Annotated in this window: 12 protein-coding genes, 1 tRNA gene and 6 pseudogenes; 18 read left to right on the forward strand and 1 reads right to left on the reverse strand. The window is 43.3% G+C overall.

Annotated elements, in window-relative coordinates; translation table 11 throughout:
- The first annotated feature begins 6 nt into the window (after positions 1 to 6).
- The 10 genes and pseudogenes from QNH10_RS07950 to QNH10_RS07995 all read left to right on the forward strand — a co-directional run bounded on the left by QNH10_RS07950 (position 7) and on the right by QNH10_RS07995 (position 8,970).
- Positions 7 to 941: pseudogene (locus QNH10_RS07950) on the forward strand (nucleoside recognition domain-containing protein).
- Positions 942 to 1,595, forward strand: coding sequence for a pyrophosphatase PpaX (gene ppaX, locus QNH10_RS07955; RefSeq protein WP_283734162.1), 654 nt, complete (start codon positions 942 to 944; stop codon positions 1,593 to 1,595).
- Entirely contained in the window at positions 1,592 to 2,104 is a 513-nt protein-coding gene (locus QNH10_RS07960) for an acyltransferase (RefSeq protein ID WP_283734163.1), read from the forward strand. Before ppaX ends, QNH10_RS07960 begins: the two co-directional genes overlap by 4 nt.
- Positions 2,105 to 2,214: 110 nt before the next feature.
- Complete coding sequence (locus QNH10_RS07965; protein ID WP_283734164.1) at positions 2,215 to 3,738, forward strand: tetratricopeptide repeat protein; 1,524 nt, start codon at positions 2,215 to 2,217, stop codon at positions 3,736 to 3,738.
- Positions 3,739 to 3,840: 102 nt separating this feature from the next.
- Positions 3,841 to 4,790, forward strand: a pseudogene (gene trxB / locus QNH10_RS07970) (thioredoxin-disulfide reductase).
- A gap of 560 nt (positions 4,791 to 5,350) precedes the next feature.
- Positions 5,351 to 5,833: an NUDIX domain-containing protein gene (locus tag QNH10_RS07975; RefSeq protein WP_283734165.1), complete on the forward strand. Its 483-nt coding sequence runs from the start codon at positions 5,351 to 5,353 to the stop codon at positions 5,831 to 5,833.
- Positions 5,833 to 6,719 (forward strand): annotated as a pseudogene (rapZ, locus tag QNH10_RS07980) (RNase adapter RapZ). Before QNH10_RS07975 ends, rapZ begins: the two are co-directional and overlap by 1 nt.
- 4 nt (positions 6,720 to 6,723) lie before the next feature.
- Positions 6,724 to 7,705 (forward strand): annotated as a pseudogene (locus QNH10_RS07985) (gluconeogenesis factor YvcK family protein).
- Between the two features lie 26 nt (positions 7,706 to 7,731).
- A pseudogene (gene whiA, locus QNH10_RS07990) lies at positions 7,732 to 8,678 on the forward strand (DNA-binding protein WhiA).
- 34 nt (positions 8,679 to 8,712) lie between these two features.
- Positions 8,713 to 8,970, forward strand: coding sequence for an HPr family phosphocarrier protein (locus tag QNH10_RS07995; protein WP_283734166.1), 258 nt, complete (start codon positions 8,713 to 8,715; stop codon positions 8,968 to 8,970).
- A 262-nt stretch (positions 8,971 to 9,232) separates the two neighbouring features.
- On the opposite strand, the gene QNH10_RS08000 is transcribed toward QNH10_RS07995, so the two are convergent.
- Positions 9,233 to 9,304: transfer RNA gene (locus QNH10_RS08000), tRNA-Arg, on the reverse strand.
- 185 nt (positions 9,305 to 9,489) lie between these two features.
- Between QNH10_RS08000 and clpP the strand changes: the two genes are divergently transcribed.
- The 8 genes and pseudogenes from clpP to QNH10_RS08040 all read left to right on the forward strand — a co-directional run bounded on the left by clpP (position 9,490) and on the right by QNH10_RS08040 (position 15,707).
- Entirely contained in the window at positions 9,490 to 10,092 is a 603-nt protein-coding gene (clpP, locus tag QNH10_RS08005; protein WP_283734167.1) for an ATP-dependent Clp endopeptidase proteolytic subunit ClpP, read from the forward strand.
- Positions 10,093 to 10,256: 164 nt separating this feature from the next.
- Positions 10,257 to 10,831 (forward strand): annotated as a pseudogene (locus QNH10_RS08010) (LemA family protein).
- Complete coding sequence (locus tag QNH10_RS08015; protein ID WP_283734168.1) at positions 10,831 to 11,664, forward strand: TPM domain-containing protein; 834 nt, start codon at positions 10,831 to 10,833, stop codon at positions 11,662 to 11,664. The pseudogene QNH10_RS08010 and the gene QNH10_RS08015 overlap by 1 nt, the downstream one beginning before the upstream one ends.
- A gap of 276 nt (positions 11,665 to 11,940) precedes the next feature.
- Complete coding sequence (locus QNH10_RS08020) at positions 11,941 to 12,168, forward strand: glutaredoxin family protein (RefSeq protein ID WP_283734169.1); 228 nt, start codon at positions 11,941 to 11,943, stop codon at positions 12,166 to 12,168.
- A 129-nt stretch (positions 12,169 to 12,297) separates the two neighbouring features.
- Positions 12,298 to 12,657, forward strand: coding sequence for a hypothetical protein (locus QNH10_RS08025; protein WP_283734170.1), 360 nt, complete (start codon positions 12,298 to 12,300; stop codon positions 12,655 to 12,657).
- A gap of 8 nt (positions 12,658 to 12,665) precedes the next feature.
- On the forward strand, positions 12,666 to 13,337 hold the full coding sequence (locus tag QNH10_RS08030; protein ID WP_283734171.1) for a sugar-binding transcriptional regulator: 672 nt from the start codon (positions 12,666 to 12,668) through the stop codon (positions 13,335 to 13,337).
- A gap of 21 nt (positions 13,338 to 13,358) precedes the next feature.
- Positions 13,359 to 14,366 carry a type I glyceraldehyde-3-phosphate dehydrogenase gene (gene gap / locus QNH10_RS08035; protein WP_283734172.1) on the forward strand — a complete coding sequence of 336 codons (1,008 nt, stop codon included), beginning with the start codon at positions 13,359 to 13,361 and terminating at the stop codon, positions 14,364 to 14,366.
- 156 nt (positions 14,367 to 14,522) lie between these two features.
- Positions 14,523 to 15,707, forward strand: coding sequence for a phosphoglycerate kinase (locus QNH10_RS08040; protein WP_283734173.1), 1,185 nt, complete (start codon positions 14,523 to 14,525; stop codon positions 15,705 to 15,707).
- Positions 15,708 to 15,712: the final 5 nt, after the last annotated feature.

The following is a 15,712-nucleotide window of genomic DNA, read 5'->3' on the forward strand; positions in this document are numbered from 1 at the left end:
TAGGAAATGCAGACATTAAAAAATGGGTTGAAAGCAGGCTTGAAGACGACGTGGACGTTAGGGAAAATCATTTTTCCTATTACGATTCTTGTTGTGATCCTGCAACACACCCCGATTTTACCTTGGGTTGTAAAACTTGTCTCACCTTTCATGGGGCTGTTTGGACTAAGTGGGGAAGCAGCCATTCCGTTGGTGCTTGGCAATGCATTGAACTTATACGCTGGTATCGCCGGGATTCTTTCGCTTGATCTGACAGTGAAGGAAGTTTTCATCCTCGCTGTAATGCTCAGTTTTTCGCATAATCTCTTTATCGAGACAGGGGTTGCGCTGAAGGTCGGCGTTAAATTATGGGTTGTCTTACTTGTTCGATTCGGTTTAGCGGCATTCTCTGCTGTAATTATAAACGTGTTTTGGAGTGGCGGAAGTGAGATTGCGAAATACGGCATGGCTCCGGAAATCGCTGCAATACCTGAAGGATGGCTCGAAATCGGTCTTTTAGGATTGCAAAAAGCTTCCTTTGGTGTGTTACAGCTTGCGCTAATTGTCATTCCATTGATGATTATAGTTCAATATTTAAAGGACCATCATTATTTACAGAAATTCTCCGAGAAGCTTGCGCCGTTCACGAAAGTCATCGGTGTTAAACCGAATGCTTCAATGACGCTTGTTGCAGGTCTTGTTATCGGGTTGGCTTATGGAGCCGGTGTAATGATCCAAGCAGTTGAAGAAGATGGCGTAAGCAAGAAGATGCGACACTCGCTTTCATCTTCCTTATCGCCTGTCACGCGGTTGTAGAGGATACGCTTATCTTCATGCCTTTAGGGATACCGGTATTACCATTGCTAATCATTCGACTCGTAACTGCGTTCGTTTTGACGATAGCTGTCGCTTATTTCTGGAAGCAAAGCGGGCGGAGAAGGGAAAGGAGGCAACCGTTTTAAATGGCTAATAAAATCACAACATTATTATTCGACTTCGACGGAACATTGCTTGATACGAATGAATTGATCGTCCAAACGTTTCAAACCGTCCTTGGTGCGCATTATCCTGGAAAATATGTAAGAGCGGATATCATTCCATTCCTTGGACCGACATTGAAAGAGACAATGGATAGTGTAGATCCGATAATGTCTGACCAACTTATAAGCGAATATCGTGAATGGAATTACGCGAATCATGATCTATTGGCAACTGAATTTGATGGCGTTTCTGAAACATTGAGGCAATTGAAAAGCAAGGGCTTCAAGATGGCGATTGTCTCCACGAAGCGGAATGATATGATCATGAAAGGCTTGGAGCTTATTTCAGCTAATAATGTATTTGATACGGTGATTGGGTTGGATGATGTGCAAAATGCAAAGCCAGATCCTGAACCGATACTGTTGGCAATGGAAAGATTGAATTCCTCACCGGAGGAAACTTTAATGATCGGGGATAACTCCCATGATATACACGGTGGAAAAAATGCAGGAGTTCGCACAGCAGGGGTGGCTTGGTCATTAAAAGGGGAACAATTCATGCGTGAATTGGAGCCTGATTTTATGCTGCACCATATTTCAGACCTCCTTGAGATTACTGCGGGAGAGAACGATTGAGAAGGACAGAACGTTTTCCGGCTAAAGGAAATGCGAACTCCCTTTGGCATATTTACAAAACGGTCTCATTTTTAAAAGTGGCTAAGAATTTCATTTTCATCCAGTTGGGGAGATATACACCTTTTATCCCCATGAAGAATTTCATTTATCGTACATTTTTAGGGATGAAAATAGGGAAAAAAACATCGTTTGCCCTTATGGTGATGCCAGATACGATGTTCCCCGAACGAATTACTGTCGGCAATAATTCGATTATCGGCTTCAATACAACGATTCTTGCGCATGAGTATCTAATCGAAGAGTACCGGGTTGGCGATGTGGTGATCGGGGACCGTGTGATGATCGGGGCCAATACGACGATCCTTCCGGGTGTTGAAATCGGAGATGGGGCAATTGTTTCGGCTGCATCACTCGTAAATCGTGATATTCCTGCAGGTGCGTTTGCCGGCGGCAATCCCGTTCGAATCATTTATACCGCGGAACAGTTGGCGGAGCGAAAGGCGAAGTAATCCTAAGAATGTGTCAAAATAGTGAATGACGGGTAGAGAAGTTATGTTATAATTTTTATTGGAGGAACGTCTAATACGTTCCTTTCTATTTTCTATCGGAGGAAATTTGATTGGATAAAAAGCATAGGAATATAGATAAAAAAATAATTTCTTTTATCCCTGATGGTGAATTTTATTATCAGAAGGGCATTAAAGCGATGCAACGTGAACGATACGATGATGCCCATAAATATTTGCAACGTGCTGTTGAGTTAAGCCCGAGTGATCCGCTCATTCTTATGCAATACGGCATTCTTATTATGGAAGAGGGCATGTTTGAGGAGGCCTACGAGATCCTTGCGGCTGCACATGGCATTGACCCAGAGGAAGAGGATATCATCTTCTATTTGGCGGAAGTCCATGCACATCTCGGTCTTCTTCGAGATGCAAAAGTCTATGCTGAAAAATATATTGCGCTATCTCCAGACGGACCTCTTGTTGATGATTCGATGGAAATTATCGATTTTGCTGAACAAGAAGAAGATATATTTGACGATGAGGAAATGCCGGATGGTGAAGTGTATTTCCTTCAGGAGAAGGCAAGGAGATTGATGGAAGGCGGCTTGTTTGACGAAGCCATCGAAATCCTTGAGGCAATCATCGTAGATTATCCTGAGTTTTGGGCGGCATATAATAATTTGGCTCTCGCCTATTTCTACGTCGGCAAAATCGATCAGGCGAAGGAATTGCTTTACGATGTACTTGATAAGAACAAAGGGAATATCCATGCATTATGCAATCTCGCTGTCTTTTATTATTACCAGAAAGACAAAGAGGAATTGGATGCATTGCTTGACCTTCTGTTGAAGATAAAACCTTATCAATTCATACATCGATATAAATTAGGGGCAACATTTGCATTGGTTGGGAAACATAAAGAAGCATATGGTTGGCTCAGAAGCCTAAAGAAAAGGGGATTTGAAGGGGATGCAGGCTATTATTTCTGGCTTGCCCATTCTGCTTACTTTTCAGGAAATGAGACAGCCGCGAAGGAAGCATATGAAAAGTTAGTCGAGCTTGACCCAAGCAAGGCCGGGTTAGAGCCTTGGAAAAGCGTGCAAGAGACATCGCGGGCGGATTCATTTGAACAGGATCGTGAATTCCTACTAAGTAAAATCATGAATAAATACCGAAGCGAGCGACTGTTAGGCTTTTATTTATTGGGCAAATCGGCTCATAAACAAGAAATTATTTCGCATCCGAAATATATTGATTTGGAAAAGCTGAGTAGCATTGAACAGTTATTTTTAGCCCATAGCCTCGATTATGAATTTACATTGGAAACTGATTTCGATCATTCCTTTATGCGGGCTTTGGAAACGACCGATATCATTTACAAGAATTACAAGCCGCTCGATAAGCAAGGGACACATCTTTTTCAAATGTGGTTCACCCTTTGCGAGGTGGCATTAACTCGATCATATGATTTCAGGAATCCGGATGCCCTCGCTGCAGCAGCTGATTATATGTTCCAATCATCACGTTATAAAGGAGTTACCAAAACGGCCATTGCAAAAAGTTATGGCATTTCGGTACCAACGCTAACTAAATATGTTCATACATTAATGGAGTTTCTACCACAATTTAGTGAGTGATAAATGTTAGGCAACCACTCCCGCGAGCAAATAGATTGATTGGACACATCAAATCTTATACGATTTGGTCAGTGTTATGTTATGTAGGAGGAGGAAAAACCAATGACAACAGAGAAAATATATGACGTCATTATTATTGGTGCGGGCCCGGCAGGAATGACTGCAGCTGTTTACACTTCCAGAGCAAACTTGTCGACCTTGATGTTAGAGCGCGGAATTCCGGGTGGACAAATGGCGAACACGGAAGAGATTGAAAACTATCCTGGTTTTGAATCGATCTTGGGACCAGATCTCTCCCAGAAAATGTTCGACCACGCCAAATCATTCGGTGCTGAATACGCATACGGTGACGTAAACGAAATCATCGATGGTGTTAGCTATAAAACGATTATTTCCGGTAAAAAAGAATATAAAGCACGTGCCATTATCATTACCACTGGTGCTGAATATAAAAAAATGGGCGTACCAGGCGAAGCAGACCTTACTGGCCGCGGCGTCAGCTATTGTGCTGTTTGTGACGGTGCCTTTTTCAAAGGGAGAGAAATCGTTGTTATCGGCGGTGGAGACTCAGCGGTTGAAGAAGGTGCATACCTCACTCGATTCGCAGACAAGGTAACGATCATTCATAGACGTGACGAATTGCGCGCGCAAAAAATCTTGCAAGATCGCGCATTTGCGAATGAAAAAATCGATTTTATCTGGAATCTACAGTTAAGCAAGTTAACGGACAGGATGGAAAAATCAGTTCTGTAACGCTTGTTTCCACTGTGGATGGTACGGAAAGAGAGATGGAGACTCAGGGTATGTTCGTCTACATCGGTATGGATCCATTAACTGCACCATTTAAAAACTTGGATATCTTGGATGACCACGGATATATCGTGACCAATGAAGAAATGGAAACGAAAGTTCCAGGAATCTACGCAGCAGGAGATGTGCGTCAAAAAACACTTCGCCAAGTCGTAACGGCAACAGGCGACGGAAGCATCGCTGCACAAGCTTGTCAAAAATATATTGAAGAACTTGCGGAGAAACTATCTGCGGAAGTTTGATTATAGTGAGAGGCCCGAGTATGGGTCTCTTTTTTATATGGATGCGGACCTCCCATAGAGCACCGTGACTTCCGGTAGAATGCAATGCGGTCGATTTCCCATAGACTGCGGCTGAGTTCCCATAGAGGCGTTGTGACTTCCGATAGAAAGCGACTGAGTTCCCATAGAAGTGCCGTGACTTCCCATAGAATGCGGCTGAGTTCCCATAGAAGTGCCGTGACTTCCCATAGAATGCGGCTGAGTTCCCATAGAAGTGCCGTGACTTCCCGTAGAATGCGGCTGAGTTCCCATAGAAGCGTTGTGACTTCCCATAGAAAGCGTCCGCCTGAAACGGAAATCAAAAGCCCGTCCAAAATTATTAATGCAACCTTAATATTACTGTAACTCTAATGCAACACATTAGGGGTAACATAAGAATAGTAATTGACCCCCCTTTTTAATATAGCAACACTTTAAGACGACCTACTGATGCAAATCGTAGGTGGTCTTCTTTTTTTGTTGTTTGCAACGTAAACATTGTATAATAGATGCATGCATGTTTTAAAAAGCGAGGAATTCAGATGCAGAGAATTGCTAACTTACTTGTCGTAAAAGACAATCAGGTACTTTTATTGAAAAAGCCGAGGCGGGATTGGTACGTGGCTCCCGGGGGAAAGATGGATTCAGGGGAATCGATATACGAGGCAGCCATCCGTGAATTCGAAGAGGAAACTGGCGCGACACCAGTAAATCCGCAAGTTAAAGGGATTTACACGATGATGATACTAAATCCAGACACGAAGGAATTGATCGACGAATGGATGTTGTACACATTCGTCGCCAAAGATTTGATCGGCACGCCGTATGAGTCGAATCGGGAAGGGTTGCTCGAATGGCACGGTATCGAAAAATTGAAAACGTTGCCAATGGCTGAAGGCGATAGATCCAATTTATCATTTGCCGTCTCCAAAAACGGTGTCCAGTATGGTACATTTTATTATACAGAAGAGTTTGAACTGTTAGAAGAGCGACTACAAAACTCGATGGAGGGCGATCTACTATAATGGAAAATGAATTACCAAACAGCGACGTTGAATTAGTCATTATTACCGGGATGTCTGGTGCTGGTAAAACAGTGGCGATGCAAAGCTTTGAAGACATGGGCTTCTATTGTATTGATAATTTACCTCCAGAGCTTTTGGTCACATTTTTAGACTTGATGATGAAGTCCGAGAACAAGATGAGACGGATTGCGGCAGTCATGGATACAAGAGGCGGTGACCTTTTTGATGCGTTGATCGGAGCATTGGACAATTTGTTGCAAATGGAAGGGGTATCCACCAAGCTTCTGTTTTTAGATGCGGATGATGAAACACTTGTAAGACGGTATAAGGAAACGAGAAGATCGCATCCACTCGCAGAGGGTGGACTTCCGCTTACCGGTATTCGCAAAGAGCGGACATTGCTTTCCGAGTTAAGAGGCAGAGCTCGCTTCATCTACAATACTTCCGAACTTAAACCAAGGGAATTACGCGAAAAAATCATGTCCACATTCTCTTCCAAAGGCGACACCGCTTTCACATTGAACTTCATGTCTTTCGGATTTAAGCATGGGATGCCGATAGATGCAGATGTCGTTTTTGATGTACGCTTTTTGCCAAATCCATACTATCTTGAAGATCTAAGACCGATGTCTGGACTGGATAAGGAAGTATACGATTATGTTTTAAAGTGGAACGATTCACAAGTGTTGATCGAAAAATTGACGGATCTTTTCAAATTCATCATACCGCAATATAAAAACGAAGGTAAATCACAAGTCGTCGTAGCCTTCGGTTGTACGGGGGCCAACATCGTTCTGTGACGTTGGCGGAATACTTCGGAAACCGATTAAAAGACGAATATAAAACACTAATCACACATCGGGATGTGGAAAAGAGAAAGGGTTGACACAATGCTGCAATCCGGAAGAATGAAGAAAATCGTCGTTTTCGGAGGCGGGACCGGGTTGTCCACTATGCTGAGGGGATTGAAAAATTATCCCGTTGAGCTCACCGCAGTTGTAACTGTAGCGGATGACGGTGGCAGCTCAGGAAGGTTGTTAGATCAATACAACATCCCACCTCCAGGCGATATCCGGCAAGTGATGGCAGCTCTTTCGGATGTAGAGCCGTTAATAGAAAGAATGTTCCAGTACAGGTTTACCACTTCGGATGATTTGAGAGGGCATTCATTAGGCAATCTCATGCTTGCTGCATTGACGGATATAACGGGTGATTTTGCACGAGCGGTTGAGAAAATGGGGCAGGTTTTGAACATTAAAGGTAAAATTTTACCTGCCGCAAATCAAAAGATCACCTTGCATGCAGAGCTTGATGATGGCACAATTGTAACCGGCGAATCTAAAATTCCGGTATACGGCCGTAAAATACGAAGAGTATATGTTTCACCACAAGAGGTTGAACCATTGCCTGAAACAGTACGATCCATTGAAGAAGCGGATTTAATCATATTCGGACCAGGAAGCCTATACACAAGCATCCTGCCGACAATCCTTGTAAGGGGCATGAGACGCGGTACTCGTAAGCAAAGCTAAAAAGGTATATATCAATAACCTGACAACTCAAGAAGGAGAAACGTATCAGTATACAGCATCAGAGCATGTGCAAGCGCTGTATGATCACGCTGGCAGCGCTTTTCTCGATACGGTTCTGTTGAACGATACTGATTTCGAAACATTATTACAGGGGAATGAATCGCCTGAAGTTCAATTACCCGTTGAGAATGATATAGAAGCTTTGAAATTGCTTGTGCCTAACATCGTCCTTGGAGATATTTCGACAGTTTCCGAGGGCCGTATCATCCATGATGCGAATAAGGTTGCTTCATGGGTTAAGGAGTATATGAAAGGCAAGGATGTAAACAAGGAGACTTGATCATCGCCGAGAGAGGGGGGACAGTCATGTCTTTTGCATCAGAAGTAAAAAGGAATTAACCAATATAGAATCAGATGATTGCTGTGTAAAATCAGAAATAGCCGCCTTTATAAGGATGAACGGAGCAGTTTCTTTCTCGAATAAACAATTAAGCTTGGATGTTCAGACGGAAAATGCTGCAATCGCAAGAAGGCTATATTCCAACATAAAACGTCTTTACCCATATAAAGTTGAATTATTGGTCCGCAAGAAAATGCGTTTGAAAAAGAATAACGTCTACATATGTAGGATCCGTGACGGCGCTAAGCATTTATTGGAGGACTTATATATATTAACAGGAACGTTTCAATTCAAAAATGAGATTGTACCGGAATTGGTGAAAGATGAATGCTGTGAGAGGTCTTATTTAAGGGGCGCATTTTTGGCTGGGGGATCAGTCAATAATCCCGAGACGTCTTCGTATCATTTGGAAATATTCTCGTTTTACAAGGAACATAGTGAGGCCTTGGTTGAGTTGATGAATAAATCGATGCTAAATGCAAAGTCGATTGAACGAAAAAAAGGTTATATCGCATATTTAAAAGAAGCGGAAAAAATATCTGACTTCCTTGGCATAGTCGGCGCACATGTTTCATTGATGAAATTCGAAGATGTGCGGATCATAAGGGATATGCGAAATAGCGTTAACCGACTCGTGAATTGTGAAACAGCGAATATGAATAAAACAATCAGCGCTGCGCAAAGGCAAGTCGAGAATATCAAATTTATCCAAAATACGATTGGATTAGATCAATTACCCGATCGTTTGCAGGAAATCGCCCAGCTACGGATTGAACATCAGGATATAACGTTAAAAGAGCTTGGTGAAATGGTGACCGGCGGAACCGTCAGTAAATCCGGCGTGAATCATCGATTGAGAAAAATAGAAGAGATTGCAGAAAACCTTCGAAGTGGCGGAATTGCACTTCGTTAAGAACTAGACGAGGTAGGAAAGGAGACGAATAAGTATGGCAGAAAAAACAGTAGAAGTGAAGCTGAAAACTGGCTTGCAGGCAAGACAAGCTGCATTATTTGTCCAGGAAGCGAATAAGTTTTTATCAGACGTGTTTTTGAAAAAAGACGATCGCCAAGTAAATGCAAAAAGCATTATGGGTGTCATGAGCCTTGCGATTGCAAAAGGTGTTTCAGTAACGCTAATGGCGGATGGTGTGGATGAAGAGCAAGCAATCAGCACACTCGCTTTGCTTGTTGAAAAAGAGAATTAACATCCATTAGCCGAGGGTACTAACTTAGCAAAGGTTTGCAGTCTACGTACGCCGCGTCCTGCGGCAACGACTGCATGACCGGCATCCTGCCGGCCTCAGGTATAAGACGAAGATACGGAATGGCGGTTTTTGCTACGTAGTAGATTTGATTATGACCCGAGCATCTAGTGCCCAGAGCTAAACGTAAACAAGAGTACAAATTGCTTTGAATAAAAAAAAGCCGTAAACATGAATGTTTACAGGCTTCTTTATACAGCTTATATGCCCTCGGCGGGAGTCGAACCCACATTTCAAGCTTCGGAGGCTTGCGTGCTATCCATTGCACCACGAGGACGAAATATAGAGTCTGATGGTAACAGACAACACTCATTATACAAATAAAGCCATAAGAATGCAATAGTAAAATTAAATGCGTTATATTTGACCTTAATTGACCATAATATGTATGATAGGTGTACAGTTGAAACAAATGGTTTCAGCAGGTCGACAAATTTGAACCACCTAAAAGGAGGAAATACCATGAATCTAATACCTACAGTCATCGAACAAACAAATCGGGGCGAACGTGCTTATGATATTTATTCTCGTCTATTGAAAGACCGGATTATCATGTTGGGCAGCGCAATCGATGATAATGTTGCCAACTCGATTGTTGCGCAATTGCTATTCCTTGAAGCGGAAGATCCTGAAAAAGACGTTTCCATTTACATTAATAGCCCAGGCGGAAGCATTACTGCTGGTATGGCAATCTATGACACAATGCAATTCATCAAACCGGACATTCAAACAATTTGTATCGGTATGGCTGCATCAATGGGATCTTTCCTATTAACTGCAGGAACAAAAGGAAAACGTTATGCGCTTCCTAATGCAGAAGTGATGATTCACCAACCACTTGGCGGTGCACAAGGTCAGGCAACTGAAATTGAAATTGCTGCAAAACGCATTCTTTTCCTACGTGAGAAATTGAATACGATTCTTTCCGAGCGTACTGGCCAGCCAGTTGACGTTATTGCGAAAGACACAGATCGTGATAATTTCATGACTGCTGAACGTGCGAAAGAATATGGTTTGATTGACCATATTATCACACGCAGCGACATGAAAGACTTGAAAAAATAAGTATTGCTTTGAAAACCGACTTCTTTATATGGAGTCGGTTTTTTAATTTATTCCAAAATGTTTGAAACCTTTTCGGCGACATACGATAAATAGAATACGGACTCAAGTTTGAATCGTGTTTCCCAAAGGGTATCCGTTAGTATTCAGAATAGGAGTGAGAATGAATGAAAAAACTATTAGGACCACTTACTATCATTATTGTTCTTCTTGTAATACTTGGTATTGTGTTTGTACCAAGTTACAACAAATTTGTAAATTTGGAGGAAGATGTTGATGCGTCGTATGCGCAAGTCGAAAACCAATTGCAACGCCGGCTTGACCTAATTCCGAATTTGGTAAGCACCGTGAAAGGGTACGCAAGCCATGAAAAAGAAGTAATTGCAGAAATATCCGATGCGCGCGCGAAATTATCGGGTGCAACTGGACCTGCAGAACAGGCGGCCGCGGATACCGAATTATCCAATGCATTAGGACGTCTATTGGTTGTAGTGGAAAATTATCCGGATTTGAAGGCGAATCAAAACTTCACCCAGCTCATGGATGAGTTGGCTGGCACCGAGAACCGGATTGGTGTCGCGAGGAAAGATTATAATGACGTCGTTTCCCAATTCAATCGACAAGTGAAAAGGTTTCCGGGGAAATTAGTCGCTTCGATTTTTGGGTTCGATGAAAAGAGTATTTCCAAGCGAATGAGGCTGCAAAAGAAGCACCTAAAGTAGACTTTGGAGATGGGAAATAGTGATTCGGAAAATCGTTCGATCGCTCACGGTCGCATGTTTACTATTCATGTGCATACCATTCGGGGTGTCGGCAGCCGAAATCCCCGCTTGGAATAAATTCGACTATTTCATCCAAGACCATGCCCGAATTTTATCGAATGAACAAAAAGAAGAGCTGAACCGACTCGGGAAAAACTTGGAACAGGCGACGGGAGCGGAATTGGCGGTCCTCACAATCCCAAGTATAGGTGACGATCCGGTTGAGCAATATGCAGTCGATGCGTTGCGAGCGTATGGACTTGGAAAACAAGGCGAAGACAATGGTGCTTTGCTTGTTGTCACGACGAGACCGAATTCATCTGGGGATCGGCACTTTGAGTTGAGTGTCGGCTATGGCCTCGAGGGCGCACTGCCAGACGGGAAAGTCGGAAGGATCATGGATGAAGTGGCAGTACCGTATTTGAGGAACGAACAACCCGATTTAGCTATTATGGAAGCATACAAATCCTATTACAATGAAATCGCAGCTGAATATGGTTGGAATGGGGAAGTTGCCGAAGTGAATACTCTCGCCGGTCAAGGCGGCGATGGCTTTGGCATCCCGACGCCAATAATTATTTTCATCGTCATTTATCTGCTGTTCCGTTTTATAGGCGGCGGTGGCCGTGGAGGTCGTGGTGGTCGTGGTGGCGGATCGGGTGGCAGAAGAGGAAGAGGACGCGGTATGATCTTTTTCCCTGGCTCCTTTGGGGGCGGAGGAGGATTCGGAGGCGGCGGTGGCTTCGGTGGCGGAGGCGGCTTTACCGGCGGAGGTGGATCCGGTGGTGGCGGCGGCGGCGGTAGAAGCTGGTGACGTTAGAAAGTCTTTGTTGGAATAGTTCCAAGGTCACAAAATGACCATAAAACTCGGGAAATGATCGATAAATACTGGAAATAATCAATAATTCAACCGAATTGATCAATAACTCTTGGGAAATGATCGATAAACCCCGGGAAATGACCGATAAAATTGGAGACAAGTTGAAAACACCAGATATTCGGCAAGAATCCACAAGGATGTTCTGCAAATCTTTTGCAGAACATCCTTTTTCCCTTATACTTAAGAAAAAACAACTTGAGGTGGGACAACATGCACGTAACATTTTACACAAAACCGGGATGTCATCTATGCGATGATGCCGAAGCAATGATGAAGCTTGTCCAAGAAGACTTTCCACTGACATGGTCCACGGTAAACATCGAATCAGACGATGTAAGCCATGAAAAATATATGCTCATGATTCCTGTCATCGAAAAGGACGGCGAAGTTCTATTGTATGGGCAAATTGGCTATGCCGATTTAATTGACCTTTTTTGAGGCATTTATGTTTGAATTGCAATACAAAGAGGTATAGAATAAGAGTATGAATTATATTTTTTTATATTAGGTGGGACAATTATAGAACAGGTGGGCGTATTTTGTCCCTTATAGAAAGAAGGGCTTTCCTTGAACCCGAATTTACTCGAGGCACAACGAAAGCTTGTGCCGGAAATGATGGAGATTCTTCACCAAAGATACAGGCTTTTGAAGTTCATCGGGGTTTCCGGTCCGATTGGCAGAAGACCATTAAGCATTCAAGCGGATATTTCCGAGCGAGAATGCAGAAACTTAATGGAGGCATTACGAAACGAGGAGCTCATTCGAATTGCGAAAGAAGGGGCCACAATCACATATGAGGGATCCAAGGTCCTTGAACTTCTTGCGCCAAGTATTGAGGAATGGACGGGGCAAAGCTTGATTGCCAGCAAATTGAGTGCTCTCCTTAAAATTCGCAGTGTACAAATCGTCCCGGAAATTGTGATGTGAATCCGACGGTGAAAAGCTTGATTGGGAAAGAAGCGGCAACCGTTTTCATGCAAAAGATTGAAAATGGTAAAGTCATCGCTGTTACAGGTGGAAGCTCGGTTGCAGCAATTCCGCAACATATCCACTCAATTGATAATCCTGAACAGCTTCATTTTATCGCCGCGAGGGGCGGAGTTGGAGATGATATCGGGCTGCAGGCGAATGTCATTGCTGCATCTTTCGCCGAGGCGAGCGGAGGAACATATAGCACATTTTATTATCCTGAATCCCTTAGCCAAGAAGCGCATGAAATTTTCAAACGTGAACCATCTGTCATTCAAATGATGGAGCAATACGCGCAAACAGATTGTGTCTTGCATGGAATTGGCGATGCAGAACGAATGGCGGAATTACGCAATACGCCTGAGAATGAAAAGCAACTGATCCGAGAAAAAGAGGCGAAGGGCGAAGCGTTCGGCTATTATTTCGATGAAAACGGGGAAGTTGTCCACCGTATCCGAACAGTCGGCATACAAACAGAACAGCTTGAACAGGTTCCGCTGATCATTGCCGTTGCAGGTGGAGTAAGCAAAGCCGATGCGATTTTATCTTATATGGAAAGCGCTCCCCGCCAAACGATTTTGGTGACGGATGAAGGGGCGGCACATGCGATTTTGGAGAAACTGGAAGATAAACAATAAACCTATCTGGAGGTAATGGAAATGACGTTAAAAATAGCGATCAATGGATTCGGCCGTATTGGGAGACTTGTTTTCAGGGAAGCACAGAAAAATGAAGAAATTGAGGTAGTCGCTGTCAATGATTTAACGGATGCTCCGATGTTGGCGCATTTATTAAAATACGATTCAGTCCATGGAATTTTTGATGCTGAGGTTGGATCCGAAGACAATCACCTTGTCGTCAACGGGAAAAAGATTAAAGTGTACGCTGAAAAAGACCCAGCGCAATTGCCATGGGGCGATTTGGGTATCGATATCGTCATCGAATCAACAGGCGTGTTTAGAGACGAAAAAGGTCTCATGAAACATATCGAAGCGGGCGCTAAAAAGGTTATCTTATCCGCACCTGCAAAAGGCGACGTCAAAACACTCGTTATGGGTGTCAATGAAGATTCGTATGATGCAACTCAAGATAAAGTCGTTTCAAATGCATCTTGTACTACAAACTGCCTTGCACCTGTCGTAAAAGTGCTTAACGACAAATTCGGTATCAAACGAGGCATGATGACAACAGTGCACTCGTATACAAACGACCAAAACATTTTGGATTTACCGCATTCCGACTACCGCCGCGCTCGTGCAGCAGGAGAATCAATGATCCCGACGACGACTGGCGCTGCATCAGCCGTAACCAAAGTCATTCCAGAACTAAAAGGAAAATTGGACGGCATGGCTGTCCGTGTACCAACTCCGAACGTTTCACTCGTCGACTTTGTCACTGAACTTTCAAAAGAAGTGACAGTTGAAGATGTGAATGCTGCATTGAAGAACGCATCAGAAAATGAACTGAAGGACATCTTGTTCTATAATGAAATCCCATTAGTCTCACGCGACTACAACGGCAACACAGCTTCTTCTACAGTTGATGGCTTGTCAACGATGGTGTTGGACAATAATATGGTGAAAATCATTTCATGGTATGACAATGAATCCGGCTATTCAGCCCGATGCATCGATTTAGCCCTATATATGTACAACAAAGGTATATAAAACATAGCCATTATAGTGGCAACCCATTATAATAGTGATGGGTAGGAGGAACGGAGAAACCCCGTTCCTTTTTTTGTATAAATACGTTGGAAAATAAAGGGGTTTCAACTAACTCCCAATTTCCTTCGCTTTAATTCTTGGAGGTGTGCAGGTTTTATGAAAGCTAAACAAACAATCAAGGATATCGACCTGAACGGAAAACGTGTATTTTGCCGTGTGGACTTCAACGTGCCGATGGAAAATGGAAACGTATCGGACGACACAAGAATCCGTGCAGCAATACCGACAATCGAATACATGACAGAAAAAGGAGCAAAAGTGATACTCGCTAGTCATCTTGGTAGACCGAAAGGCGAAGTGAAAGATGAACTACGACTTACTGCAGCAGGTGAACGATTGGCTGAACTCCTTCAAAGAGACGTAAAAAAACTTGATGAATCAATTGGTGAAAACGTAGAAAAAGCAGTTTCTGAAATGCAAAACGGAGAGATCCTCCTTCTTGAAAACGTTCGATTCCACGCCGGAGAAGAGAAGAACGACGCGGAACTTGCGAAACAATTTGCTGCACTTGCTGATGTATTCGTCAACGACGCATTCGGAGCTGCCCATCGCGCGCATGCATCGACTGCCGGGATTGCAGAATTCATCCCGGGTGTAAGCGGATTCCTAATGGAGAAAGAATTGGATGTCCTTGGGAAAGCATTGTCTAATCCAGAGCGTCCGTTCACCGCAATTATCGGCGGTGCGAAAGTGAAGGATAAGATTGGTGTCATCGATAACCTTTTAGACAACGTCGACAATTTATTGATTGGCGGAGGATTGTCCTACACATTTACGAAAGCTGAAGGATATGAGACTGGAAACTCACTTGTTGAGGAAGATAAAATCGAACTCGCTCAGTCATTCATTCAAAAAGCGAAAGAGAAAAACGTAAAGCTTTATTTGCCGGTTGATGCGGTAGTTGCAGATACTTTTTCTGAATCGGCAAGTGTAAAAACGGTTAAGATTAATGAAATCCCTGAAGGCTGGATGGGACTTGATATTGGTCCGGCAACAGCGGAAATGTATGCGGATGTCATTAATAACTCGAAACTGATCATTTGGAACGGTCCGATGGGTGTATTTGAAATGGCTCCATTCGCAAACGGCACGAAGCAGGTTGCAATGGCAATGGCTGAAACAGAAGCCTATACAGTTATAGGTGGTGGCGATTCAGCTGCGGCTGTTGAAAAATTCGACGTTGCGGATAAAATGGATCACGTCTCTACAGGCGGCGGCGCTTCTCTTGAGTTCATGGAAGGTAAAGAACTGCCTGGCGTAACTGTTTTGTTAGATAAATGATTGGA

Source organism: Sporosarcina thermotolerans (assembly GCF_030067815.1).
Lineage (GTDB): Bacteria > Bacillota > Bacilli > Bacillales_A > Planococcaceae > Sporosarcina > Sporosarcina thermotolerans.